The 24,289-nt window shown below is 51.3% G+C and carries 22 protein-coding genes; 8 read left to right on the top strand and 14 right to left on the bottom strand.

Annotation, left to right across the window (positions count from 1 at the left end; genetic code table 11):
* The 9 genes from dam to hofM all read right to left on the bottom strand — a co-directional run bounded on the left by dam (nucleotide 1) and on the right by hofM (nucleotide 7,688).
* Entirely contained in the window at nucleotides 1–837 is an 837-nt protein-coding gene (dam, locus tag A9180_RS07545; protein ID WP_064527584.1) for an adenine-specific DNA-methyltransferase, read from the bottom strand.
* A gap of 106 nt (nucleotides 838–943) precedes the next feature.
* Entirely contained in the window at nucleotides 944–2,242 is a 1,299-nt protein-coding gene (damX, locus tag A9180_RS07550; RefSeq protein ID WP_064527586.1) for a cell division protein DamX, read from the bottom strand.
* A 91-nt stretch (nucleotides 2,243–2,333) separates the two neighbouring features.
* Nucleotides 2,334–3,422, bottom strand: coding sequence for a 3-dehydroquinate synthase (aroB, locus tag A9180_RS07555; RefSeq protein WP_064527588.1), 1,089 nt, complete (start codon nucleotides 3,420–3,422; stop codon nucleotides 2,334–2,336).
* 56 nt (nucleotides 3,423–3,478) lie between these two features.
* Entirely contained in the window at nucleotides 3,479–4,000 is a 522-nt protein-coding gene (aroK, locus tag A9180_RS07560) for a shikimate kinase AroK (protein ID WP_001507994.1), read from the bottom strand.
* Nucleotides 4,001–4,401: 401 nt separating this feature from the next.
* Nucleotides 4,402–5,640 (bottom strand): DNA uptake porin HofQ, encoded by a 1,239-nt coding sequence (hofQ, locus tag A9180_RS07565; RefSeq protein WP_074399479.1) that lies wholly within the window; start codon nucleotides 5,638–5,640, stop codon nucleotides 4,402–4,404.
* On the bottom strand, nucleotides 5,552–5,956 hold the full coding sequence (locus tag A9180_RS07570) for a DUF2531 family protein (RefSeq protein WP_064527592.1): 405 nt from the start codon (nucleotides 5,954–5,956) through the stop codon (nucleotides 5,552–5,554). The genes hofQ and A9180_RS07570 overlap by 89 nt, the downstream gene beginning before the upstream one ends.
* Nucleotides 5,946–6,386, bottom strand: coding sequence for a hypothetical protein (locus tag A9180_RS07575; protein WP_064527594.1), 441 nt, complete (start codon nucleotides 6,384–6,386; stop codon nucleotides 5,946–5,948). The genes A9180_RS07570 and A9180_RS07575 overlap by 11 nt, the downstream gene beginning before the upstream one ends.
* On the bottom strand, nucleotides 6,370–6,909 hold the full coding sequence (locus tag A9180_RS07580; protein WP_064527596.1) for a PilN domain-containing protein: 540 nt from the start codon (nucleotides 6,907–6,909) through the stop codon (nucleotides 6,370–6,372). The genes A9180_RS07575 and A9180_RS07580 overlap by 17 nt, the downstream gene beginning before the upstream one ends.
* Nucleotides 6,909–7,688, bottom strand: coding sequence for a DNA utilization protein HofM (hofM, locus tag A9180_RS07585; protein ID WP_064527598.1), 780 nt, complete (start codon nucleotides 7,686–7,688; stop codon nucleotides 6,909–6,911). The genes A9180_RS07580 and hofM overlap by 1 nt, the downstream gene beginning before the upstream one ends.
* 119 nt (nucleotides 7,689–7,807) lie before the next feature.
* Here hofM and mrcA point away from each other — a divergent pair, with 119 nt between their 5' ends.
* A complete protein-coding gene (gene mrcA / locus A9180_RS07590; RefSeq protein WP_064527600.1) occupies nucleotides 7,808–10,360 on the top strand; it encodes a peptidoglycan glycosyltransferase/peptidoglycan DD-transpeptidase MrcA in 2,553 nt (850 codons plus the stop codon).
* A 62-nt stretch (nucleotides 10,361–10,422) separates the two neighbouring features.
* Nucleotides 10,423–11,067 (top strand): hypothetical protein, encoded by a 645-nt coding sequence (locus tag A9180_RS07595; protein ID WP_064527602.1) that lies wholly within the window; start codon nucleotides 10,423–10,425, stop codon nucleotides 11,065–11,067.
* A 9-nt stretch (nucleotides 11,068–11,076) separates the two neighbouring features.
* Here A9180_RS07595 and nudE read toward each other — a convergent pair whose 3' ends face one another.
* Nucleotides 11,077–11,637, bottom strand: a complete 561-nt coding sequence (gene nudE, locus A9180_RS07600; RefSeq protein ID WP_064527604.1) for an ADP compounds hydrolase NudE — start codon at nucleotides 11,635–11,637, stop codon at nucleotides 11,077–11,079.
* 321 nt (nucleotides 11,638–11,958) lie between these two features.
* Here nudE and igaA point away from each other — a divergent pair, with 321 nt between their 5' ends.
* The 4 genes from igaA (at nucleotide 11,959) to hslO (ending at nucleotide 16,142) form a co-directional block, all read left to right on the top strand.
* Nucleotides 11,959–14,094 (top strand): intracellular growth attenuator protein IgaA, encoded by a 2,136-nt coding sequence (gene igaA / locus A9180_RS07605; protein WP_064527606.1) that lies wholly within the window; start codon nucleotides 11,959–11,961, stop codon nucleotides 14,092–14,094.
* A 64-nt stretch (nucleotides 14,095–14,158) separates the two neighbouring features.
* The gene (gene yrfG / locus A9180_RS07610; RefSeq protein ID WP_023155832.1) at nucleotides 14,159–14,827 is read left to right on the top strand and encodes a GMP/IMP nucleotidase; all 669 of its coding nucleotides are present in this window, start codon (nucleotides 14,159–14,161) and stop codon (nucleotides 14,825–14,827) included.
* A 10-nt stretch (nucleotides 14,828–14,837) separates the two neighbouring features.
* Nucleotides 14,838–15,239: a ribosome-associated heat shock protein Hsp15 gene (gene hslR, locus A9180_RS07615; RefSeq protein ID WP_000660493.1), complete on the top strand. Its 402-nt coding sequence runs from the start codon at nucleotides 14,838–14,840 to the stop codon at nucleotides 15,237–15,239.
* Nucleotides 15,240–15,263: 24 nt separating this feature from the next.
* Nucleotides 15,264–16,142, top strand: a complete 879-nt coding sequence (hslO, locus tag A9180_RS07620; RefSeq protein WP_001402591.1) for an Hsp33 family molecular chaperone HslO — start codon at nucleotides 15,264–15,266, stop codon at nucleotides 16,140–16,142.
* A gap of 143 nt (nucleotides 16,143–16,285) precedes the next feature.
* On the opposite strand, the gene A9180_RS07625 is transcribed toward hslO, so the two are convergent.
* Complete coding sequence (locus tag A9180_RS07625) at nucleotides 16,286–18,010, bottom strand: DUF4153 domain-containing protein (RefSeq protein WP_064527609.1); 1,725 nt, start codon at nucleotides 18,008–18,010, stop codon at nucleotides 16,286–16,288.
* A 378-nt stretch (nucleotides 18,011–18,388) separates the two neighbouring features.
* Between A9180_RS07625 and pckA the strand changes: the two genes are divergently transcribed.
* Nucleotides 18,389–20,011 carry a phosphoenolpyruvate carboxykinase (ATP) gene (pckA, locus tag A9180_RS07630; RefSeq protein WP_064527611.1) on the top strand — a complete coding sequence of 541 codons (1,623 nt, stop codon included), beginning with the start codon at nucleotides 18,389–18,391 and terminating at the stop codon, nucleotides 20,009–20,011.
* Between the two features lie 53 nt (nucleotides 20,012–20,064).
* Here pckA and A9180_RS24740 read toward each other — a convergent pair whose 3' ends face one another.
* The 3 genes from A9180_RS24740 to ompR all read right to left on the bottom strand — a co-directional run bounded on the left by A9180_RS24740 (nucleotide 20,065) and on the right by ompR (nucleotide 23,505).
* On the bottom strand, nucleotides 20,065–21,105 hold the full coding sequence (locus A9180_RS24740) for a hypothetical protein (protein ID WP_225221410.1): 1,041 nt from the start codon (nucleotides 21,103–21,105) through the stop codon (nucleotides 20,065–20,067).
* Nucleotides 21,106–21,436: 331 nt separating this feature from the next.
* A complete protein-coding gene (envZ, locus tag A9180_RS07640) occupies nucleotides 21,437–22,789 on the bottom strand; it encodes a two-component system sensor histidine kinase EnvZ (protein WP_064527613.1) in 1,353 nt (450 codons plus the stop codon).
* Nucleotides 22,786–23,505 (bottom strand): two-component system response regulator OmpR, encoded by a 720-nt coding sequence (gene ompR, locus A9180_RS07645; protein WP_001157751.1) that lies wholly within the window; start codon nucleotides 23,503–23,505, stop codon nucleotides 22,786–22,788. Before ompR ends, envZ begins: the two co-directional genes overlap by 4 nt.
* Nucleotides 23,506–23,732: 227 nt before the next feature.
* On the opposite strand from ompR, the gene greB reads away from it, so the two are divergent.
* Nucleotides 23,733–24,209 (top strand): transcription elongation factor GreB, encoded by a 477-nt coding sequence (gene greB, locus A9180_RS07650; RefSeq protein WP_000856744.1) that lies wholly within the window; start codon nucleotides 23,733–23,735, stop codon nucleotides 24,207–24,209.
* The last annotated feature ends 80 nt before the right edge of the window (nucleotides 24,210–24,289 follow it).

Raw genomic sequence — 24,289 nt, forward strand, 5'->3', positions numbered from 1 at the left:
TTATTTTTTCGCGGGTGAAACGACTCCTGGTTTGTACAAAGCCAGCAGTTCGTCCACCTTTTTACGTGTGCCGCCGTTGCTGCTTATACTGCGTCGAACTTTGACGACATGCAATTTTGCGCGCTGATACCACTCACGCGTTAACATCGTATCGTGATTGGAGATCAGCACTGGAATATGGCGATCAACCAGACCTTCAGCGAGCTCCGCCAGATGAGCTTGTTGTTCAAGCGTAAAACTATTTGTGTGGTACGCCGTAAAGTTAGCGGTGGCAGAAAGCGGCGCATAAGGTGGATCGCAATAGACGACGGATGCATCATCTGCGCGCGCCATGCTGTCGGCGTAAGACTCACAATAGAAAAAGGCATTCTGCGCTTTTTCGGCAAAATGATACAACTCAGCTTCCGGGAAATAGGGCTTTTTATAACGGCCAAACGGCACGTTAAATTCACCGCGCAGATTGTAACGGCACAAACCGTTGTAGCCGTAGCGGTTCAAATATAAAAACAGCACTGCCCGACGCAAGGGATCCTGGCTTTTGTTGAACTCTTCGCGGAACTGATAGTAGACCTCGGCGCAATTCGTTTCGGGAACAAACAGCTCGCGGGCAGCCTGCACATACTCTTCGGTACGCGTCTTTACAATGTTGTAGAGACTAATCAGATCGCTGTTGATATCAGCAAGGATATAACGAGAAAAGTCGGTGTTAAGAAACACCGACCCGGCACCCACAAAAGGCTCAACCAGACATTCGCCCTTAGGCAAATGCCGTTTAATATCATCAAGCAGGGGATATTTGCCCCCTGCCCACTTCAAAAAAGCGCGATTTTTCTTCATGCTGACTAACTAATTACACCTTCTCCGGCTGTGGAGAAAGCTCCGACAGCATCCAGCGCTTCAGGCAGTTCCCGCAACGGTTATCCATTGCGGGAAATAGCCTTGATTACTTCAGATCGGCCTGTACCTGACGCAGCGGTTTCGCCCAGGGGTTTTTGGCCTGGACATCGGCTGGCAATGTAGATACCGCTTTTTTCGCTTCGTCTTTCGAAGCGTACACGCCAGAAACCAACACATACCACGGCTGACCATTACGCGTCGTTTCATAGACAACGTAGTTTTTCAGGTTCTCTTTCTTCGCCCAACCGTTCAGGTTGTCGTAGTTAGAGGAACTGCTCAACTGCAGAGTGTAATGGCTTGACGGTGCCGATTTCAACGAACCAACATTACCTGCGGTCTTCGCCCCAGCAGCTGGTGTTGTCGTGGTTTGCGCCGGAGATGCCGTTTGTGTCGACTCCGTGCTGGCAGTCGCTTTCGGCGCTGGCGTTGCCGCTGGCGTAGAAGTCGCAGCCGGTGCCTTCGAGCTCACCACTGGCGCTGCAGGTTCGGTACGCTTCGGCTGCTGTGCTACCGGCTTAGGTTCCGTTTTCACAGTTGCCTGCGGTTTTTTCGGTTCAATCACCGCCTGCTGACGTGGCGGACGCGTAGTGGTCGGACGTTCAACGGTTTGCGTTTTCGCCGTATCACGCGATGCGTTGCCATTACGAACTGGCGCTACAGTCGCGGGTTCGGTCGGCAGCGTGGAGTTGACCACCACATTGTTCAGCTGTTGCTGATTTTGCGGCTGGGTCAGCGCGTTATTCAGGTCACCCTGCACTTCAACACGTTGTTGACCATCCGTTGCCGCCGGGGTTTGCCCCTGAGTCGGCGTAGACGAGATCGGCGGCAGAGAAACATCCGGCTGGGTATTTTCCGCAGATGTGGTTCCCGGCGCAGGCTGCGTGCCATTTGCCTGATCGACAGTATTGCCAGCAAGATCAATACTCTTCTCGCCAGACGCAGTTTGATCGCTGGAAGAGGTCGAGGGGGCTTTTAACGCAGAACCGATACCGATGATCAACAGCAACAGAACCAGAATACCGACGCCCATCATCATATACTGACGAGAAGCGGGTTTGCTGGCTGCTTTTTTGCGCTTACGCGGACGACGCTCTACACGCTCTTCATCCACGGTTTCATCTTCGGATTCGTCATATTCTTGTTCGATTTCCGGTTCCTCATCGCGCTCTTTTTGCGCGCGGGTCGGACGGCGATCATCCGCATCATCAAGTTCAATATCATCAAAATTGATCTGCGGTTCGCCACGTTCAGTACGTTCAGAACGCTCAGAAGATTGACGAGAACGACCAGTACGACGATCGCTGGGATCGGGTTTCAGCTCGTCTTCTGGTTTGAATTCATCCATTTAACACCCCACTAAAAGGTTAATGCTTACCACGTTGCAATTAACCTGAAGCTAATAAACCGCTGGATAAGCGGCCTGACCTTTCTTGTTGTTACGCTAACTGACAATCAGCAATGGCGTTAAGAACGATATCGTGCGAAACACCGCCGCGAACTTCGCTCTTACCAATTGCCAGCGGAAGAATTAAGCGCATTTCTCCCGCAAGGACTTTCTTGTCACGCAGCATATGCGGTAAATATGCCTGCGCGGACATTTCGCGCGGCCCATTGACCGGTAACCCAGCCCGCGTGAGCAGGGTAATAATACGCTGCGTTTCGGCAGAACTGAACTGCCCGAGACGTTCCGATGTGCGCGCCGCCATTACCATACCCGCAGCAACCGCTTCACCGTGTAGCCAATTACCATAGCCCATTTCAGCTTCAATGGCATGACCAAAGGTATGTCCAAGATTGAGTAAAGCACGTAAGCCAGCTTCACGCTCGTCGGCGGCGACAACTTCTGCTTTCAGCTCACAGCAACGGCGAATACAGTACGCCATTGCAGGGCCATCCAGACGAAGCAGCGCGTCGAGATTTTCTTCCAGCCAGAGGAAAAACTCGCCGTCAAGAATAATGCCGTATTTGATGACTTCCGCGAGTCCCGAAGCTAACTCACGCTGAGGAAGCGTTTTCAGACAATCGAGATCTACCACCACCGATGCAGGTTGGTAAAACGCACCAATCATGTTTTTACCGAGGGGATGGTTTACCGCGGTTTTGCCGCCAACGGAGGAGTCGACCTGCGACAATAACGTCGTTGGGACTTGAATGAAGCGAACGCCGCGCTGATAGCTCGCCGCAGCGAAACCGGTAAGATCGCCCACCACGCCGCCGCCAAGGGCAACCAGCGTAGTATCGCGGCCATGCGGCTTTTGCAACAACGCTGTAAAGACGGTGTCGAGTACTGCCAGGCTTTTATACTGCTCGCCGTCAGGGAGGATAACGCTATCGACGTTAACACCCGCCTGTTCAAGTACGCCGCGGACCTTATCGAGATATAGAGGAGCCAGGGTTTCGTTGGTGACCAACATCACCTGCTCGCCCGATTTCAGCGGTAAGAATGAAGCTGGTTCGTTAAACAAACCAGATGCGATGGTAATTGGGTAACTACGTTCCCCGAGAGTGACGACTATCCTCTCCATAACGCGACATCCACCTTAATTACTGTACCCGCAGACGAGTGTATTTAAAGCCAGAATTAGTTGCTTTCCAGCATGTTAATAATCTGGTTTGCGACCACTTTAGCGCTTTGGTCATCAGTACGAATGGTCACGTCGGCAATCTCTTCATACAGCGGATTGCGTTCATTGGCCAACGCTTCCAGAACTTCACGCGGCGGTGTTTCAACGTGCAGCAACGGGCGTTTTTTATCACGCTGCGTGCGTGCAAGTTGCTTTTCGATGGTCGTTTCAAGATAAACGACAACGCCACGAGCGGAAAGACGGTTACGCGTTTCGCGGGATTTCACAGAGCCGCCGCCAGTAGCCAGCACAATACCCTGCTTCTCGGTCAATTCATTGATGACCTTCTCTTCGCGATCGCGGAAGCCTTCTTCGCCTTCTAAATCGAAAACCCAGCCCACATCAGCTCCGGTTCGTTTCTCAATCTCTTGATCGGAATCGTAAAATTCCATATTGAGTTGTTGAGCTAACTGGCGCCCAATAGTGCTTTTTCCGGCACCCATAGGCCCAACCAGAAAGATATTGCGTTTCTCTGCCATTTTTTCGGTACTACTAAGACTATTCGTTAATGATAAACCCGCTTCGCTCAGAGAGCGCAGCAGGACATGAACTGAAACCTCATAAGATATTGCGAGAGTCAGACTGAAAATTATCTCAATACTCCAGCCGGTTTGGCAACTGAATAAATCGCCCATCCCTCTGCATATCTGGTCGCTGCAAGCGTGCTGCCTTGCTATTACCGCTTTGGCGATAAATCACCGGGTAAGATTAGCGTAAAAAAGACAGCAAAATGCCGCCTGAATGATAAATCATCATCATGAAACGCAGGCAGCGAAGAGCACCAACTCTCAAATCGGTACTCCTTGTATGCTAAATACCTGCGCACGTCAAATAGATGAAACGTGTTCAGCATAAAAAACATCGCCGGTTTTACGGCTGTTTACTCACTGGAAACCAGCCGTGGCGTGATAAATACCACTAACTCACGTCGTTCATCTTCTTTTCCGTCATGACGAAATAATTGCCCAAACCAGGGAATGTCACCCAGCAGTGGCACGCTATCCTGGCCTGATTTATTTTTTCGGGTAAAAATGCCGCCAAGCGCCAACGTTTCTCCGCTTTTGACCTCGACTTGCGTTTCGATCTCCTGCTTGTCAATTGCCAGCACTTCGCCATCGGCTTGTTGAAGGACTTGCCCCGGCACATTCTGACTAATATGTAATTTCAACCGAATGCGGCCTTTTTGAAGCACGGTGGGCGTGACCTCCATTCCCAGCACCGCCTCTTTAAACTCCACCGATGTTGCACCACTTTCACCACTGGAAACCTGATACGGAATTTCGCTCCCCTGTTTAATACTGGCAGGCTGGAGATGCGAAGCCAGTAAACGTGGGCTGGCGATGATATCCAGTTGCTGTTTCTGTTCGAGTGCGGAAAGCTCCAGATCCAGCAAATGTCCGTTGATCCGCCCAATATTAAAACCGATATGCGTCGTCGCCGTCGCCACCGAGAGATCGCTACCGAGCGTGGTCACTTGCCCAACGCCGCCAGCTTGTTGTGCATCGGCCAGCGTCCATTTCACGCCTAACTCGCGCAGACTTTTTTCATTAATGGTGACAATATGCGCCGACAGTTCAACCTGGCCTACCGGCAAATCCATTTGCATGACCCATTGTTCCAGCGCGGTTAACGCCGCCTGGTTATCACGCAGCAAAAGGCGATTAGTGCGTTTATCAACGGTCATGCTGCCTTTGGCGCTAAGTAGCTTCTCCCCCGCTTTCGCCAACTCTCCGGCGTCGGCGTATTGCAGTGTAATGCTGCGATTTTCCAGCGGCAGATTTGCCTGCGCCCGTGCCTTCTCTGCCTCCTGCCGGGCGATATTTTCATTTTGCCAGGCCACGGAATGCACTGAAAGAATGTTACCTTCCTGACGCGTTATCAGCCCGGCGCTTTTCACTACGGTTTGTAGCGCCTGCTTCCAGGGAACGTCCGTTAAATGTAGCGATACCGTACCGCTGACGTCTGGCGACACCACCAGGTTTAGCTTCTCCTGTTCGGCCAGCGCCTGCAAAACCTGAGCAACCGGAACGTCATCCACCATCAGCGTGACTTTTTGCGGCTTTGCCGCCTGCACGATGGGTATCATCATCAACAGTAGTGCGGCTATCCATTGCTTCATTTGTCTCTCCTTGCCGTTGCCACAACCACTGTGGCGGTTCGCAGTTTGTCCCGGTTCCCAGCGTTAATGTGTCTGGCGTCAGCTGTAAGATCGTCCAGCCGTTTTCCAGCACATCGTTTTGCTGCACCCGTCGCCATTTCTTTTGCCCATCTTTTATTACGCCGATAACGCGCTCGCCTCTTCCTACCATCCCCTGATAGCGCCACTGGGTAAGTTCGCTAATCCGGCATAGATCTTCCGGCGGTTTAAAGGGGTCACGCATGCCAGTTAATAGCCATAATGCAACACCTGCCAGCAGCCAACGTTTAGCCATCATTCGCCCCTTCCAGTTGGAGTGTGAACAAGAGTTCATCACCTTCGACGCTTAACGAAAAACGACTTACGCTGACATTGCGCTCTGCCAGTCGTGTAAATGCCGACGGCACCGCTTCCCAGAGCGTTTTCAACGCTAACTCGCCTCCCCTGGCAGACGGATGCCAATAAACCAGTTGCGCGCCGGGCAACTGAAAATCCAGCGGCGAAAAGGGCAACGTCTTTTCTTCGCTGAGGGGAGCGGTGTCAATCAGGCGATACAGTGCAGTCCATTGCTGATGATTACTTGCCCGTAGTCGAATTAATGCGTCGCTCTCTTCCTGATGGCTCGATAAAAGAAAAATGAGTGTAACTAACATCATTAACCAGACTACCCAGCAAAGCTGGCGGATACGGGGTGATGTGGCGAACCACCAGTCAAAGAGCGTGTTCATCGCTAACTGTCCTTGTTAACTGATACTCAAATTGCCAGCGCCCTTGTGCATCCTGCTGCGTGGCCCCTCGCTGATTGAGCTGAAAAGAAGCATCCTGGCGAAGTGACGTTTCCAGTGCGTTTAACGCGGTAATGCTTGTTGTCAGCCCCTTGATCTCCAGCGTTCCCTGCTGCCAGCTTATCGTTGTCAGCCAGGCATGCTCTGGTAAAAGCGTCGCCAGCGCTTCCAGCGCGGGTTGCCAGTCGCGGGTAAATTGTCGCTGATGCTGACGTCGCAGATGCTGTTCGCGTAACTGCTGGTGTTCCAGCAAACGTGGCTTAGTGACCTGTAAGCTACGGGCGAGTTGTTGTTCAGCCTCGAGCAAAATGGCGTCTACGTGTGCTTCGGCGTTATATGACAGACGCTGCATTAGCGTTATCCCGACGGCCAGCAGCAGAGGCGCAACGAACATTAGCAACCAGAAGCGAAAAAAGGCCGCCCGGCGTTGCTGTCGCCAGGGCAAAAAATTGATTGGTGGGTTCATTAGCGACTCTCCCTAAGCGCCAGCCCCAGCGCAATGGCGAAGTCTCCGCCTGGTGGCGGTAGCGGCGGCTGACGAACAGAAACCGCCTCCCAGGGGTCAAATCCGCCTTCGCCGCATATCGCGATACTTTCGGGGTCCACGGATAACATCGCTGCAAGGTCATTCGCGCTTGTCATCCCCTCCGCCAGCTTGCGCCCCCAGCTATAACGCGTCGCCCACAACCACTGTTCGTGGTCACACCAGGCCAGACATTGCTTGTGAGGGGGTAAAAAAGGCAGAAACCGCTGTAAAGCGCAGGCATCCGGGGTAATCGCGCTAACGTGAACACGCAATCTTTCTGCCAGGGTTAGCAGAGTTGCCAGTTCTTTGCTTTGCGCGGCGGTCACGTTATAGGCGGGGCTTAGTGAATCTTCGCGATAATCGAAGCGCAGGGAGTCCGGTTCCATATCCAGCTCACGTGCCATTGTGCCAGCCAGCCATGCCGTTTGCTCTCGCTCACCGAGAGACATCGCCGGGCGTGGAAATGACCGCTGTAACGTTCGAGCGGCAGGAAATGCCAGCATAATGTGATGTCGATGCGGCAGTTCACGACTCCACGGTAGCAACGTTTTAGTCAGCCGTTCCGCGTCAATAATGCGCCCATCTTTGATAATGTCGGTCGCCAGCGGCAAGCGCCACCAACGTTGCAAAAAGCATTCTTTTGCACCACGCACGATAGCAACCGCTACCGCTTCTTGCTGTTGTAAATGCAAACCAATTTGCCAGATCTTAAATGCCATGGTGATGATCTCCTTATCCCCCGTCACTCTGACGGGTATATCAATGCGTCTGGCTTGCCTTTATACTACCGCGCGTTTGTTTATAAACTGCCCAAATGAAACTAAATGGGAAATTTCCAGTGAAGTTCGTAAAGTATTTATTGATCCTTGCAGTCTGTTGCATTCTGCTGGGAGCAGGCTCGATTTATGGCCTATACCGCTACATCGAGCCACAACTGCCGGATGTGGCGACATTAAAAGATGTTCGCCTGCAAATTCCGATGCAGATTTACAGCGCCGATGGCGAGCTAATTGCGCAATATGGTGAAAAGCGTCGTATTCCGGTTACGTTGGATCAAATCCCGCCGGAAATGGTGAAAGCCTTTATCGCGACGGAGGACAGCCGCTTTTATGAGCATCACGGCGTTGACCCGGTGGGGATCTTCCGTGCGGCAAGTGTGGCGTTGTTCTCTGGTCACGCGTCACAAGGGGCGAGCACCATTACCCAGCAACTGGCGAGAAACTTCTTCCTGAGTCCGGAACGCACGCTGATGCGTAAGATTAAGGAAGTCTTCCTCGCGATTCGTATTGAACAGTTGCTGACTAAAGACGAGATCCTCGAGCTTTATCTGAACAAGATTTACCTCGGTTACCGCGCCTATGGTGTCGGTGCTGCGGCACAAGTCTATTTCGGTAAAACCGTCGACCAACTGACGCTGAACGAAATGGCGATGATTGCCGGGCTGCCGAAAGCCCCTTCCACCTTCAACCCGCTCTACTCAATGGATCGCGCCGTCGCGCGGCGCAACGTTGTGCTGTCGCGTATGTTGAGCGAAGGGTATATCACCCAGCAACAGTACGATCAGACGCGTAGTGAGCCGATTAACGCCAACTATCACGCACCGGAGATCGCCTTCTCAGCGCCGTATCTCACCGAAATGGTACGTCAGGAGATGTATAACCGTTACGGCGAAAACGCTTATGAAGACGGCTATCGCATTTACACTACCATTACCCGCAAAGTACAGCAGGCCGCACAGCAAGCAGTGCGTAATAACGTACTGGACTACGACATGCGTCACGGTTATCGCGGCCCGGCTAATGTGTTGTGGAAGGTGGGAGAGACGCCGTGGGACACCAAAAAGATAACCAATACGCTAAAAGCGTTACCGACTTACGGTCCGCTGCTACCTGCCGCAGTTACCAGCGCCAACCCGCAGGAAGCGACAGCGATGCTGGCTGACGGAACATCCGTAACGTTGCGTATGGAAGGCGTTCGCTGGGCGCGTCCTTACCGTTCAGACACTCAACAGGGACCGACGCCGCGTAAAGTGACTGATGTTATGCAAACAGGTCAGCAAATCTGGGTTCGCCAGGTTGGCGATGCCTGGTGGCTGGCGCAGGTGCCAGAGGTGAACTCGGCGCTGGTATCTATCAATCCGCAAAACGGTGCCGTTATGGCGCTGGTTGGTGGCTTTGACTTCAACCAGAGCAAGTTTAACCGCGCTACTCAGGCGCTGCGTCAGGTGGGGTCGAATATCAAACCATTCCTCTACACCGCAGCGATGGATAAAGGTCTGACACTGGCAAGTATGCTGAACGATGTGCCGATTTCCCGCTGGGATGCCGGTGCTGGTTCTGACTGGCAGCCGAAAAACTCACCACCGCAATATGCCGGCCCAATCCGTTTACGTCAGGGGCTGGGTCAGTCGAAGAACGTGGTGATGGTGCGTGCAATGCGGGCGATGGGCGTCGACTACGCTGCAGAGTATCTGCAACGCTTCGGCTTCCCGGCGCAAAACATTGTCCATACCGAATCGCTGGCGCTGGGTTCCGCGTCCTTCACGCCGCTGCAGGTGGCGCGCGGCTACGCGGTAATGGCGAACGGTGGCTTCCTGGTGGATCCATGGTTTATCAGCAAAATTGAAAACGACCAGGGCGGGGTGATTTTCGAAGCGAAACCGAAAGTCGCTTGCCCGGAATGCGATATCCCGGTGATTTACGGTGATACGCAAAAATCGAACGTGCTAGAAAACAGCGACGTTGAAGACGTTGCTATCTCTCGCGAACAGCAGAATGTTTCCGTTCCGATGCCGCAGCTGGAGCAAGCTAATCAGGCATTAGTGGCGAAGACTGGCGCGCCAGAATACGCTCCGCACGTCATCAGCACTCCGCTGGCATTCCTGATTAAGAGCGCACTGAACACCAATATATTTGGTGAACCAGGCTGGCAGGGTACTGGCTGGCGCGCAGGTCGTGATTTGCAGCGTCATGATATCGGCGGGAAAACCGGGACCACCAACAGCTCGAAGGATGCATGGTTCTCGGGTTACGGTCCGGGCGTTGTGACCTCGGTATGGATTGGCTTTGACGATCACCGCCGTAATCTCGGTCACACCACGGCTTCCGGGGCGATTAAAGATCAGATCTCTGGTTATGAAGGTGGTGCTAAAAGCGCGCAGCCTGCATGGGACGCTTATATGAAAGCCGTTCTGGAAGGTGTGCCAGAACACCCCCTGACACCGCCGCCGGGTATTGTGATGGTGAATATCGATCGCAGCACCGGGCAACTGGCCAGCGGCGGTAACAGCCGCGAAGAGTATTTCATCGAAGGTACGCAGCCTACACAGCAGGCGGTACGCGAAGTAGGTACAACCATTATTGATAATGGTGAGGCGCAGGAATTGTTCTAAAAACGACGCCCGGCAGCGTTAATGTTGCCGGGCTTTTTTTACTATGGAAGATGTCAACGAAAATGGAAATTCACTCTCCTTCTCTTTCGAAGAATTACAGCGAAATCAGTCGTCAGTTCACCAGGCAATATCCCCCATTCAGCCTTAACCAAACTGATTTTCTAACCATCACCAGCCTTGTTCTACGAAGGTATCATCCAGAGAAAATGCCGCGCCTACACAAAGCGACTCTCTATGACATCATTGGCGTCATGTTTTTCTTGATATGCCCTGCTTCTCTCGTGATTTTAGGGATATGTAATATAGAAATTGAATTATCAGCCTGGAATAACATCACCGATGACCTTCTGTTTATCCTCAACAAAAACAAACTATTAGTTATCGTATTTTGGTTACATGGTATGTTTTTCTTAGTAAAGACCTATTGGACAAGGCATAAGCTGAAGAAAGCGCGGTCTGATCTCTACAATCAAAACGCAATAACAGAAGGATTGAACTTTAAAATCGATGAGACTGGCGTTAAATGCTGGAAAAACTCTGGCACCCACAGCTTATGTGTCTGGTCAGAGATAAATGACCTTATCCCCTATAAAGATATATTCGTATTGGTTATGAACAAATCAACTTTTATATGGCTGGGTGATAAAGAAGAGGAAGCACTGGCGTTTATTCGCGAAAAAATCGCCCAGTCACGCCAACCTGCATAACCAGAGGCTTTACAACCGCCCCTGCCCCTTCAACCACTCACGTACCAGGAACAGTGCGCTGACATTGCGCGCTTCATTGAAGTCAGGGTCTTCAAGCAAATCCATCATATGCGCCAGCGGCCAGCGAACCTGCGGCAGTGGCTCTGGTTCGTCGCCTTCCAGCGATTCAGGGTAAAGATCCTGCGCCACCACAATATTCATTTTGCTGGAGAAGTAAGACGGCGCCATGCTGAGTTTCTTCAAAAAAGTCAGATCGTTCGCACCATAGCCCACTTCTTCTTTTAGCTCGCGATTAGCTGCTTCGTAGACGCTTTCACCGGGATCAATCAGCCCTTTTGAAAATCCTAACTCGTAGGATTCAGTTCCCACCGCGTACTCACGAATCAGGATCAGATGGTCGTCCACAATAGGCACAATCATCACCGCTTCCCTGTTGGTTGGACGCATTCGTTCATAAACACGCCGCACGCCATTGCTGAACTCCAGATCCACGCTTTCGACGGTAAACAGTCGGGAACGGGCTACAGTTTCAACATTCAGAATGGTGGGTTTTTGTAATGATTTTCTCATTGTGGAATCTTTGCAGTGAAATCAGTATTTATTGTGCGATATCGGACACCGTTTCGGCAATGTGAATTGCATGTTATTTACATTTATGCAACCTGATAAATAATCGTTCTCAAATCAAATTAAAAGTCAATAGGTTGAAATAACTCCAGGAATTTGCTGATATTCCGCCCTCAGAGGGTTTGCTATGATCAGCAGTTACCGGGATGCGCTTAATGATGCTCAAGTTCAACTCCACGCTTGCCGATAGCCAACCGCAGAATCCTATATTGTGTCCAGGGTGCGAATAATCACGCCTGACAAATTAAGTAAGATGGGGAAAGCATGAGCACCATTGTGATTTTTTTAGCTGCTTTGCTGGCCTGCTCACTATTTGCGGGATGGCTGATAAAAGCACGCACCAGGCGGCGACAATTGCCCTGGGCTAACGCCTTCGCTGATGCGCAAACGCGCAAACTCACTCCGGAAGAACGTAGCGCTATTGAAAATTATCTCGAGAGCCTGACGCAGATTTTGCAGGTTCCCGGCCCGACGGGTGCCAGCACGGCGCCTGTCTCTCTGACGCTGAACGCCGAAAGCAATAATGTGATGATGTTGACGCACGCTATCACACGTTATGGCATCTCTACTGACGATCCCAATAAATGGCGCTACTACCTTGACTCGGTAGAAGTTCACCTGCCGCCTTTCTGGGAGCAGTACATCAACGACGAAAACACCGTTGAACTGATTTATACCGACTCACTCCCATTAGTCATTTCACTCAACGGTCATACGCTGCAAGAGTATATGCAGGAGACTCGCGGTTACGCGTTACAACCTATTCCATCAACGCAGGCGTCGATTCGCGGTGAAGAGAGCGAACAAATTGAGTTGCTCAACATTCGCCAGGAAACGCACGAAGAGTATGCACTTAGCCGCCCACGAGGATTGCGGGAAGCGCTGCTGATAGTCGCCTCATTCCTGATGTTCTATTTCTGCCTGGTAACCCCTGATGTATTTGTCCCGTGGTTGGTTGGCGGCGCGCTACTGCTGCTGGGGGCGGGTCTGTGGGGATTATATGCGCCACCTGCCAAATCTTCCCTACGGGAGATCCACTGCCTGCGCGGGACACCGCGTCGCTGGGGGCTGTTTGGCGAAAACTCGCAGGAACAGATTAACAATATTTCGCTTGGTATTATCGACCTGGTCTACCCCGCGCACTGGCAACCTTACATTGCCCAGGATCTCGGACAACAAACCGATATCGATATCTACCTGGACCGCCACGTCGTGCGCCAGGGGCGCTATCTTTCGCTACATGACGAAGTAAAAAACTTCCCGTTGCAGCACTGGCTACGCAGCACGGTTATCGCAGCCGGTTCGCTGTTAGTCTTGTTTATGCTGCTGTTCTGGATCCCACTGGATATGCCGCTGAAATTCACTCTCTCGTGGATGAAAGGCGCGCAGACTATTGAAGCCACCAGTGTTAAACAACTTGCGGACGCTGGCGTACGCGTGGGCGATACCTTACGTCTAAGCGGTACAGGCATGTGTAATATCCGCACTTCCGGCACCTGGAGCGCGAAAACCAATTCACCGTTTTTGCCATTTGACTGCTCGCAGATCATCTGGAATGACGCCCGTTCATTGCCATTACCGGAATCGGAACTGGTTAACAAGGCCACGGCACTGACCGAGGCAGTAAACCGCCAGTTGCACCCGAAACCGGATGATGAATCTCGCGTCAGTGCCTCATTACGTTCTGCGATTCAGAAATCCGGCATGGTTTTGCTTGATGACTTTGGCGACATCGTGCTGAAAACTGCCGATCTCTGTGCAGCCAAAGATGATTGTGTGCGCTTAAAAAACGCACTGGTTAATCTCGGCAACAGTAAGGACTGGGACGCACTGGTGAAACGCGCCAACGCAGGAAAACTTGATGGTGTGAATGTATTACTTCGCCCGGTGAGCGCAGAATCGCTGGATAATCTGGTGGCGACTTCCACCGCACCGTTTATCACTCATGAAACGGCGCGAGCGGCGCAATCACTGAATAGCCCAGCGCCTGGCGGCTTCCTGATTGTCAGCGACGAAGGCAGCGATTTTGTCGATCAACCGTGGCCAGCAACCTCGCTTTATGACTACCCGGCGCAAGAACAATGGAACGCTTTCCAGAAGCTGGCGCAAATGTTGATGCATACACCGTTTAACGCCGAGGGGATCGTCACCAATATCTTCACCGATGCCAACGGCACGCAGCATATCGGCTTGCACCCTATTCCGGACCGTTCTGGCCTGTGGCGCTATCTCGGCACCACATTACTGCTACTGACGATGTTCGGCTGTGCCATCTATAATGGCGTGCAGGCCTGGCGTCGTTACCAGCGTCATCGCACCCGCATGATGGAAATTCAGGAATACTACGAAAGCTGCCTGAATCCGACGTTGCTCACGTCTTCAGAAAGCCTTACCGAATAACACGTTTGCGCGGCAGGTTATGCTACCCTGTCGCGCAAATTGCTTCACTCTGGAGATTTCCCTCATGCATATCAACATTGCCTGGCAGGACGTAGATACCGTTCTGCTGGATATGGACGGCACGTTGCTCGACCTCGCCTTCGATAACTATTTCTGGCAAAAGCTGGTGCCTGAAACCTGGGGCGCGAAAAACGGTGTTACGCCACAGGAAGCAATGGAATATATGCGCCAGCAATATCACGACGTGCAGCATACGCTAAACTGGTACTGTCTTGATTACTGGAGCGAGCAACTGGGTCTGGATATCTGTGCGATGACCACCGAGATGGGGCCGCGAGCCGTGTTGCGTGAAGATACTATTCCGTTTCTCGAAGCGCTGAAAGCCAGCGGCAAGCAGCGAATTTTGCTCACTAACGCCCATCCACATAACCTGGCCGTTAAACTTGAGCATACGGGTCTGGACGCACACCTTGATTTATTACTTTCCACCCACACATTTGGTTATCCGAAAGAGGATCAGCGGTTATGGCATGCGGTGGCCGAAGCTACGGGTCTGAAAGCTGAAAGAACGCTGTTTATTGATGACAGCGAAGCCATTCTCGATGCTGCCGCGCAATTTGGTATTCGTTACTGTCTCGGCGTCACAAACCCTGACTCTGGAATAGCCGAAAAACAGTATGAGCGCCATCCGTCACTGAATGACTACCGCCGCCTGATCCCCTCGCTAATGTGAAGGAGACGCCATGAAAGAAAAACCGGCTGTTGAGGTTCGACTGGATAAATGGCTATGGGCCGCCCGTTTTTATAAAACCCGTGCGCTGGCCCGCGAAATGATTGAAGGCGGTAAGGTGCATTACAACGGGCAGCGCAGCAAGCCGAGTAAAGTCGTCGAGCTGAATGCCACGCTCACACTGCGCCAGGGAAATGACGAACGAACGGTGATTGTAAAGGCGATTACTGAACAGCGTCGCCCCGCCAGCGAGGCGGTCTTGTTGTATGAAGAGACTGCGGAAAGTGTAGAGAAACGCGAAAAAATGGCGCTGGCACGTAAACTTAATGCCTTAACCATGCCGCACCCGGACCGGCGCCCGGACAAAAAAGAGCGCCGTGACCTGTTACGATTTAAACACGGCGACAGTGAATAACTGTCACCTGCAAGAGAGATGATTATGCCGCAACATGACCAATTACATCGCTATCTGTTTGAAAACTTTGCCGTGCGCGGCGAACTGGTAACCGTTTCGGAAACCCTGCAACAGATCCTTGAGAATCACGATTATCCGCAGCCGGTGAAAAACGTGCTGGCAGAACTGCTGGTCGCGACCAGCCTGTTGACCGCTACGCTGAAGTTTGATGGTGATATCACCGTACAGCTGCAAGGCGACGGCCCAATGAGTCTGGCGGTCATCAACGGAAACAACAAACAGCAGATGCGTGGCGTCGCGCGTGTGCAGGGCGAAATTCCGGAAAATGCCGATCTGAAAACACTGGTCGGCAATGGTTACGTAGTGATCACGATTACCCCGAGCGAAGGCGAACGCTATCAGGGCGTAGTTGGTCTGGAAGGTGACACCCTGGCGGCCTGCCTGGAAGATTACTTTATGCGTTCTGAACAGCTGCCGACGCGCCTGTTTATTCGCACCGGCGACGTAGATGGCAAACCGGCTGCGGGTGGTATGTTGTTGCAGGTAATGCCTGCGCAAAATGCCCAGCAGGACGACTTCGACCACCTCGCGACGCTGACCGAAACCATCAAAACTGAAGAGCTGCTGACCTTACCGGCAAACGAAGTGTTGTGGCGTTTGTACCACGAAGAAGAAGTGACGGTTTACGATCCGCAGGATGTTGAGTTCAAATGCACCTGCTCGCGTGAACGTTGCGCCGACGCGCTGAAAACGCTGCCGGATGAAGAAGTTGATAGCATCCTCGCGGAAGATGGCGAAATTGACATGCATTGTGATTACTGCGGTAACCACTATCTGTTCAATGCGATGGATATTGCCGAGATCCGCAACAATGCGTCTCCGGCAGACCCGCAGGTTCATTAATTAGTCGTTCCGGCAGAGATAACTCTGCCGGATTTCATGACTACATTGCCTGATGCGCTGCGCTTATCTGGCCTGCGGATCAAATGCAATTTATTGCAGGTAAGATAAGGCGCCGCATCCAAGAAAAAATCAGATGCGCGCTGTCATTCCTTCAGATTCAAATCCAGCGTTTCTCCATCCACCGTAAGATTGCGCCACGTTTTAGGCTTCGTCCCCAGTTTTCCATCCTTCGCGGCAGTGAGTAATTTCTCTTTCGTTATTACATCCGGGAGTGAACTCATCGTAATCTCTTTCCATTCTTTCCCGGAAGGCTCAATGCCATAGACAATGTATCTTTCATCATTAAAGGCAAACAGGATCCGCTCTGCCCTACCATCACTATTCAGATCTTGCTCTACCAGAACACAGGCATCTTTTTCAATACATATCATTGCGTTATAGCGATTTTTCATCACTGCCGACCAGAATGTCGCATCCGGTTTGCCAGAACCTGGGGCGATAAATACATTATCAGCTAATGCTTTTTCTGATATCTGCTGCTGAAGTCGCTGCACGCCATCAAACGCCATCAGCAAACTCCGCCTGCGTTTCGGGTCTTTCATATACTCGACATCGCTTTTCAACGACTCCAGCGCTGCACGTCCATAGCGACCGCTATGTTCGAGCATGTAGATACTTACCTGGTCTGGCGTGTTCTTGCCGCTCTGATAACGCGCTATATGGCTGTTCACGCTAATGCGCATACTGTCCAGCACCGGCGAATTAAGAAGCACCAGTATCACCAGCACCAATAACGAAACCGTAAGGTTCACTTTGCCCTGAAGAACAAGGGGATTTTGCCCTTTACGCCAGACGATACTGACAAAATACCCCAACGACCAGGCCAGTAACACCACCACCGCCAGTGCGCCGTGCAAGCGTTCGGCTGTCCAGCCGTATTGAGCGACCCGCATCCATATAGCCCAGGCGGCGATCAGCACATAGAGCGGTGCCACCAGCAGAGACGTTTTTATCAGGCAACGCAACGGGCCAGTCCAGGGAAGCGATGCTTTTTGTGGATCGCGGACAATGGCCATTAAGAGCAACTGCAAAAAGGCCAGAGTTAACAGCAGACCAGCGGCGGAAATGTGGCGAGAAATCGCATTCAAACCAGCAAAAGGCAAAGTGATAATAAACAGCAGCGTCAGCAGTGAAACCAGCGGTAGCAAACCTGTAGCGATCAACGTGAAGAGCTTTTGTATAGAGGCGATTAACCGCGATTGTGTCCGCGCAAGAATGACTGACAGCGCGGTAACCAGGCCCAACGTAAGATAAATAAACCAGTCGGTTGAAAAAAAGAGGGTACTGAAAAACGTGATGCCAACAAGTTTAAATAACTCACTCCACAGTAAAAGCACCAGCCAGGTCAGGCCATTAGTGATAAAAATCACCATCAATATTAGAGTGTTGTGCCACACCGACTGGTAAAAAAAGCTATAGTTCGTTCGCCCTTTTCTGTCGTGTAAATTCAGTTGTATCCAGGGCAATAACAACATCGCCATTAACAGCAGATAACAACCAAATTCCCAGAGTTCCTGGTCCGCTCTCCAGGAACTCATGCCATCAATTTGCCACTTCAGCCAGCCGCTCATCGCCAGAGTGGCAATAAATACCAGCGCCAACCATCCCCACAAACGCTTCTGTTTGAAGGACTCCACGGTGAATAACAAAACGGATGAAAGCGCCACGGTTGCAGGGACGCCGTAAACAATCCAGTTGTTATTGTCCACAGCCAGCCAGGTTATTAGAAGATAGCAAACCAGTCCCTGGATTAATCCAGTGGCGACCATTCCCCACCGTGTTGCAGGTGAAAGTTCAACGTTATCCATGTTAGTGATCCGGAATCAAAAGGAAGGTTAATTATTGCATTCAGACAGTACTAATATTTATTTTCAGAAAAATTTACAAAAAATTTTGCGGTGGTGAATCGATACTTTACTGATTGATTTTGCATAAATTTCAATCATGAATGAGATTTCACTCACATTATAATGGTCAATTAAACCAACATTTAACCTTTTAGGAACATTTTCCACACCTGGAATGTCATTTCTGCGATAATAGCAACCGTTTCGTGACAGGAATCACGGAGTTTTTTGTCAAATATGAATTTCTCCAGATGCGTAAATCTATGAGCCTTGTCGCGGTTAACACCCCCAAAAAGACTTTACTATTCAGGCAATACATATTGGCTAAGGAGCAGTGAAATGCGCGTTAACAATGGTTTGACCCCGCAAGAACTCGAGGCTTATGGTATCAGTGACGTACATGATATCGTTTACAACCCAAGCTACGACCTGCTGTATCAGGAAGAGCTCGATCCGAGCCTGACAGGTTATGAGCGCGGGGTGTTAACTAATCTGGGTGCCGTTGCCGTGGATACCGGGATCTTCACTGGTCGTTCACCAAAAGATAAGTATATCGTCCGTGACGATACCACTCGCGATACTTTCTGGTGGGCAGACAAAGGCAAAGGTAAAAACGATAACAAACCACTCACTCCGGAAACCTGGCAACATCTGAAAGGCCTGGTGACCAAACAGCTTTCCGGCAAACGCCTGTTCGTGGTTGATGCTTTCTGTGGCGCTAACCCGGATACTCGCCTTTCCGTACGTTTCATCACCGAAGTGGCCTGGCAGGCGCATTTCGTCAAGAACATGTTTATTCGCCCGAGTGATGAAGAGCTGGAAGGTTTCAAACCTGACTTTATCGTCATGAACGGCGCGAAGTGTACCAACCCGCAGTGGAAAGAGCAGGGTCTGAATTCTGAAAACTTCGTGGCGTTTAACCTGACTGAACGCATGCAGTTGATTGGTGGCACCTGGTATGGCGGCGAAATGAAGAAAGGGATGTTCTCGATGATGAACTACCTGCTGCCGCTGAAAGGTATCGCTTCTATGCACTGCTCCGCCAACGTTGGCGAAAAAGGCGATGTTGCCGTGTTCTTCGGCCTTTCTGGCACAGGTAAAACTACCCTTTCCACCGACCCGAAACGTCGTCTGATTGGCGATGACGAGCACGGCTGGGATGATGACGGCGTGTTTAACTTCGAAGGCGGCTGCTACGCGAAAACCATTAAACTGTCGAAAGAAGCAGAACCTGAAATCTACAACGCTATCCGCCGCGATGCGCTGCTGGAAAACGTCACCGTACGTGAAGATGGCACTATCGACTTTGACGATGGTTCAAAAACCGAGAACACCCGCGTTTCTTATCCGATCTATCACATTGATAACATCGTTAAGCCAGTCTCCAAAGCGGGCCATGCGACTAAGGTTATCTTCCTGACCGCAGATGCCTTTGGCGTGCTGCCGCCGGTTTCCCGTCTGACGGCCGACCAAACCCAGTACCACTTCCTCTCTGGCTTCACCGCCAAACTGGCTGGTACTGAGCGCGGCATCACCGAACCGACGCCAACCTTCTCTGCCTGCTTTGGCGCGGCATTCCTGTCGCTGCACCCGACTCAGTACGCAGAAGTGCTGGTGAAACGTATGCAGGCGGCAGGTGCGCAGGCATATCTGGTTAACACCGGCTGGAACGGCACTGGCAAACGTATCTCCATTAAAGATACCCGCGCCATTATCGACGCCATCCTGAACGGTTCGCTGGATAACGCAGAAACCTTCACTCTGCCGATGTTTAACCTGGCGATCCCAACCGAACTGCCGGGCGTCGACACGAAGATCCTCGATCCGCGTAACACCTACGCATCTCCGGAACAGTGGCAGGAAAAAGCCGAAACGCTGGCGAAACTGTTTATCGACAACTTCGATAAATACACCGACACCCCAGCCGGTGCCGCGCTGGTAGCTGCGGGTCCGAAGCTGTAATCCGTTAAGTTAAGTGACGAAGTTCCCCCGTTTCGCGAGATTCGGGGGATTTTTTACTTTCTGTCTGAATTAAATGGGGAAAACATATATTCCAGCAAGTGGCGTGTTTCACGAAAAAACGTATCCAGTTCAGGCTGCGCTTTTATCGCACTGGCGGGAATAAAAATATCACTAAACTCTTTCGTCGCTTCTCTGGAAAAACTCTTCGGTAAATGCAGAAAAAGCCACAAATAATCTTCTTCGTAATGAATACCATAAAAATCCCCCCAGCGAAGTATGCCCTGCTGATGAGATTCATAAAAAACAATCCCCTCGCTATAAAACTCATAACGTACGGGTTCAGTAAAAGTAACCTGCACTGTTTTTGACTTAAAATCTTTGATTCTTCGGGTGATTAACAGGAACATTAACCATAGGAAGACCAACGTGAACAGGAGAATTAACCGACTAATTCCGTTGAGTTTAAAGTCATGGGAAGAATTCAACCATTGTAGGATCACAGGCAGTATTGCCAGTAAACCACCGGCCCAAATTCCCCGTTTGCACCATTTAAAACGCTTTTTAATGTAATAGGTGTAATGCCTAACGGCAGCGTTGAAGGTGGTTGGAGTATAATGGATTTGCACTGTGCCGAGGTAATGTGCGGTTCGTGGATCAAATTTGCTGATACTCATCATATGTGCAATACGTTTAAGTCGATAAAGCATCTCTTTGCGGATACCTTCATCTGAATGAGATGTGTACTCCTGAATCAATGCCAGGGCCTCTGGCGTGCCTATTTTCCATAACAGATGGCTAAACCATTTTGCAATTGCGCCAGAATCCGAACATGTATAATCGAGGTAATCAAACCCGTGGGCAAATACCTGCCTGACATAAGGAATCGTGGACGGATCTCCAATTTGCTGAAGTTTCATCGCCACTTCCTGATGATGGTAATGACCAGATGTAACTAATAACAAATTAAGGGCATCAAGATGAAAACGTGGATTATTCGCTGACAGCAGTTGTTCAGTAACAGTATTAATTCTTTCATAGTCCTGACCAGCAATGGCTTCCTGCACTACATCCCTGACAGATTGCGAATTAAGCATAATGATTCCATTCTTATACTCTAAATAATTCGAGTTGCAGGACAAAACGGCAGGGTCGTTTTGAACAACGCTTGCGTTGGCCCTGAAAGGGCGAGGCCTCAGGCCGAGTAACGCGGCAAGCGAGTGAATCCCCAGGAGCCTACATAAGTAAGTGACTGGGGTGAGCGACAAATCCGCATGGAGCGGATTTGAACGCTGCTTGCAGCGGCCCCGTAAGGGGTGAGGCCCATGGATGGGGCGAATAACCCGCAGACGCAGCACATGCAACTTGAAGTATGACGAGTATATTAATTATTTAAAAAAACGAGAGGCACCTTCGCCTCCCGTTTATTTACCCTTCTTTTGTCGTGCCCTGCGCCCGCGTTACTGGCAATGGCAGCCAGGCGCGAATGGAAAGCCCGCCCCGCTCGCTGGTGCCAAGTTCCAGCATCCCGTTATGGTTATCGATGATCCGCTGCACAATCGCCAGTCCTAAGCCAGTGCCACTGATAGTGCGCGCGCTGTCACCACGGACAAACGGCTGGAACAGGTGCTTACGCTGCTCCGGTTCAATACCTGGGCCGTCATCTTCCACCTGGAACCAGGCGCGATTTGGCTCGGTGCCGCTGCTGACTTTGATCCAGCCATTGCCATAGCGGGCGGCGTTCACCACCATATTCGCCACCGCACGTTTGATCGACAGTGGGTGCATTTTCACCTCAATACTGCCGGGATAAAGCGCGGTATCAATTTCCCGCTCATAGCCACTTTCGGCGGCAATAACCTCACCGAGCACCGCATTAAGATCCGCCAATTCCATCGGCATCTCCTGCCCGGTGCGCAGGTAGTCGATAAACTGCTCAATGATGGCGTTACACTCTTCGATATCTTTATTGATCGATTCTGCCAGGTAGCCATCCTGCTCGCTCATCATCTCGGTCGCCAGGCGAATACGCGTCAGCGGCGTGCGCAGGTCGTGGCTTACCCCCGCCATCAGCAGCGTGCGGTCATCCGCCAGTTGCTTGACGCCAGCCGCCATATGGTTGAAGGCACGGGTAACCGAACGCACCTCCGAAGCGCCATACTCACGCAGCGGCGGCGGAATAATCCCCTTACCCACCTGCAAAGCTGCATGTTCGAGATCAACAAGGGGTCGGTTCTGAATACGAATAAACAGCCACGCGCCACCTATCGCCAGCAGCATTATCGCCAGCGTATAGCGGAACAGCGGGGAGAAATCGCCCTGATGAATTTCGGTCAGCGGCACGCGCACCCAGATATTGGGCGACAGCCAGGTTTTCAGCCAGACGACAGGCGAACTTTTGTTGACCTCGACGCGGACTTCCGTCGGGCCGCCAAGCTGCTGCGCCATCTGATGGCTTAAGAATTCATAGTGTTGCGCCCAACGCAGCCCGGCCTCTTCGGCAGCTTCGTTGGAATAGAGGGAGATCCCCAGCTCACGGTAGATCTCCCGACGGAAAGCGGGAGGCACAACCAACTGCGTGCCGTCCTCCAGTTGCAGTTTATCGGTCATCAACATACGGACTTCGTAAGCGAGGACTTTATTAAACTGCTGGAGGCTCGGCAAAATCGCGAAGTTCAGCACCACCAGATAAGTCGTCACCAGGCTGACGAACAGCAAGGTGACGATGAGCAATAACGTGCGGGCAAATGAACTTCGTGGCGAGAAGCGCAATCGCCTCATGCTTTAGAACCGTCCGGCACGAAGACGTAGCCCAGACCCCAGACGGTCTGAATGTAACGCGGATGCGCCGGATCTTCTTCCACCATGCGACGCAGACGCGAGATCTGCACGTCGATAGAACGTTCCATTGCGGAATATTCACGGCCACGGGCAAGATTCATCAGCTTATCACGGGAGAGCGGCTCACGTGGATGGCTGACCAGCGCCTTCAGTACCGCAAATTCACCGCTGGTAAGCGGCATCGGTTCATCTTCGCGGAACATTTCACGCGTACCCAGGTTAAGTTTGAACTTACCGAAAGCAATCACCGCTTCTTCCTGCGACGGCGCGCCCGGCAGTTCGTTCGCCTGACGACGCAGTACCGCACGGATGCGGGCCAGCAATTCACGCGGGTTAAACGGTTTTGGAATGTAATCGTCAGCACCAATTTCCAGGCCAACGATACGGTCAACTTCTTCTCCTTTCGCCGTCACCATAATGATCGGCATCGGGTTACTCTGGCTACGAAGACGTCGGCAAATCGACAAGCCATCTTCACCAGGTAACATCAAATCCAGTACCATAAGATGGAAAGATTCACGAGTCAGCAGGCGATCCATCTGTTCTGCATTAGCGACGCTTCGAACCTGGAAGCCTTGTTCGGTGAGATAACGCTCCAGCAGCGCGCGCAGGCGCATGTCGTCATCGACCACCAGAATCTTGTAGTTCTCTTGCATTGTTTGTACTCCCAAAGGTTCGCAACAATTTGTAAGCGTGTATTCTTAAAAAAGCTTACGTTCGCCACCAGCTAAATCTGGTATGAATTTCAGCCTAAATTGTTACAAAGCATATTAAACAGCAGGTTAAGTATACAATTTATTCGGCGAAACATTATTGATTCTGTTGATATGATCACGTTATACCCAATGTGCGCATTATTAAACAGACAAAGGGAATCAACGAGATGAAAACGCCCCTGGTTACCCGGGAAGGGTATGAAAAACTCAAACAAGAGCTAAATTATCTCTGGCGCGAAGAGCGCCCGGAAGTCACAAAGAAGGTGACCTGGGCCGCGAGTCTGGGTGACCGCAGCGAAAATGCTGACTATCAGTATAATAAAAAGCGCCTGCGTGAAATCGACCGTCGTGTGCGCTATCTCACTAAATGCATGGAAAATCTCAAAATCGTCGATTACTCGCCCCAGCAGGAAGGCAAAGTTTTCTTTGGCGCGTGGGTAGAGATTGAAAACGATGATGGCGTTACTCACCGTTTTCGTATCGTCGGCTACGATGAAATCTTTGGCCGTAAAGATTACATCTCTATCGATTCCCCGATGGCCCGCGCATTACTGAAAAAAGAAGTGGGCGATCTGGCGGTGGTGAATACCCCTGCCGGGGAAGCAAGCTGGTATGTTAATGCCATCGAATACGTGAAACCGTAAGGAAGAGTCTTAACCTCCTGTCAATGGCTGGCATTTTTGCCAGCCAGTCCGTATAACTATCCCCTGATTTTTGATCCGAA

It is taken from the genome of Escherichia sp. B1147 (genome assembly GCF_001660175.1).
GTDB classification, from domain to species: Bacteria; Pseudomonadota; Gammaproteobacteria; order Enterobacterales; family Enterobacteriaceae; genus Escherichia; species Escherichia whittamii.

Bases quoted from the DNA above. Each gene is read 5' to 3' on its own strand.
- dam (WP_064527584.1), bottom strand. From the start codon at position 837: ATGAAGAAAAATCGCGCTTTTTTGAAGTGGGCAGGGGGCAAATATCCC.
- damX (WP_064527586.1), bottom strand. From the start codon at position 2,242: ATGGATGAATTCAAACCAGAAGACGAGCTGAAACCCGATCCCAGCGAT.
- aroB (WP_064527588.1), bottom strand. From the start codon at position 3,422: ATGGAGAGGATAGTCGTCACTCTCGGGGAACGTAGTTACCCAATTACC.
- aroK (WP_001507994.1), bottom strand. From the start codon at position 4,000: ATGGCAGAGAAACGCAATATCTTTCTGGTTGGGCCTATGGGTGCCGGA.
- hofQ (WP_074399479.1), bottom strand. From the start codon at position 5,640: ATGAAGCAATGGATAGCCGCACTACTGTTGATGATGATACCCATCGTG.
- A9180_RS07570 (WP_064527592.1), bottom strand. From the start codon at position 5,956: ATGATGGCTAAACGTTGGCTGCTGGCAGGTGTTGCATTATGGCTATTA.
- A9180_RS07575 (WP_064527594.1), bottom strand. From the start codon at position 6,386: ATGAACACGCTCTTTGACTGGTGGTTCGCCACATCACCCCGTATCCGC.
- A9180_RS07580 (WP_064527596.1), bottom strand. From the start codon at position 6,909: ATGAACCCACCAATCAATTTTTTGCCCTGGCGACAGCAACGCCGGGCG.
- hofM (WP_064527598.1), bottom strand. From the start codon at position 7,688: ATGGCATTTAAGATCTGGCAAATTGGTTTGCATTTACAACAGCAAGAA.
- A9180_RS07595 (WP_064527602.1), top strand. From the start codon at position 10,423: ATGGAAATTCACTCTCCTTCTCTTTCGAAGAATTACAGCGAAATCAGT.
- nudE (WP_064527604.1), bottom strand. From the start codon at position 11,637: ATGAGAAAATCATTACAAAAACCCACCATTCTGAATGTTGAAACTGTA.
- igaA (WP_064527606.1), top strand. From the start codon at position 11,959: ATGAGCACCATTGTGATTTTTTTAGCTGCTTTGCTGGCCTGCTCACTA.
- yrfG (WP_023155832.1), top strand. From the start codon at position 14,159: ATGCATATCAACATTGCCTGGCAGGACGTAGATACCGTTCTGCTGGAT.
- hslR (WP_000660493.1), top strand. From the start codon at position 14,838: ATGAAAGAAAAACCGGCTGTTGAGGTTCGACTGGATAAATGGCTATGG.
- hslO (WP_001402591.1), top strand. From the start codon at position 15,264: ATGCCGCAACATGACCAATTACATCGCTATCTGTTTGAAAACTTTGCC.
- A9180_RS07625 (WP_064527609.1), bottom strand. From the start codon at position 18,010: ATGGATAACGTTGAACTTTCACCTGCAACACGGTGGGGAATGGTCGCC.
- pckA (WP_064527611.1), top strand. From the start codon at position 18,389: ATGCGCGTTAACAATGGTTTGACCCCGCAAGAACTCGAGGCTTATGGT.
- A9180_RS24740 (WP_225221410.1), bottom strand. From the start codon at position 21,105: ATGCTTAATTCGCAATCTGTCAGGGATGTAGTGCAGGAAGCCATTGCT.
- envZ (WP_064527613.1), bottom strand. From the start codon at position 22,789: ATGAGGCGATTGCGCTTCTCGCCACGAAGTTCATTTGCCCGCACGTTA.
- ompR (WP_001157751.1), bottom strand. From the start codon at position 23,505: ATGCAAGAGAACTACAAGATTCTGGTGGTCGATGACGACATGCGCCTG.
- greB (WP_000856744.1), top strand. From the start codon at position 23,733: ATGAAAACGCCCCTGGTTACCCGGGAAGGGTATGAAAAACTCAAACAA.